The 241-nt window shown below is 47.3% G+C and carries 1 pseudogene; it reads right to left on the bottom strand.

What is annotated here, in order from left to right:
• A pseudogene (locus tag LKX83_RS32850) lies at positions 1-241 on the bottom strand (hypothetical protein); the annotation flags it as partial.

Raw genomic sequence — 241 nt, 5'->3', positions numbered from 1 at the left:
AATAAGTACATTCAACAATGAGACGCCGAACCCTGCCTGGAGAATACGCGAACGCTTCGTCGCTTTACCGAGCGAATAAGCCCCGGCGACTCCACTTAAAAATCCATATAATACATAACGAAAATCCACCGGCAGCAAGCTCTCAAAGTTAAACACAATACCGGCAACAAAAGCAAACAGCACACTGCAAATAACGGCGAGCTGCGTATCAAGCAGGATCGCAATAAGCATTGAGCCGAGC

Source organism: Cohnella baijiui (assembly GCF_020731285.1).
GTDB lineage: Bacteria > Bacillota > Bacilli > Paenibacillales > Paenibacillaceae > Cohnella.
Note: the sequence above shows the minus strand (reverse complement) of the source record. Positions and strands in the feature narration are given on the sequence as shown.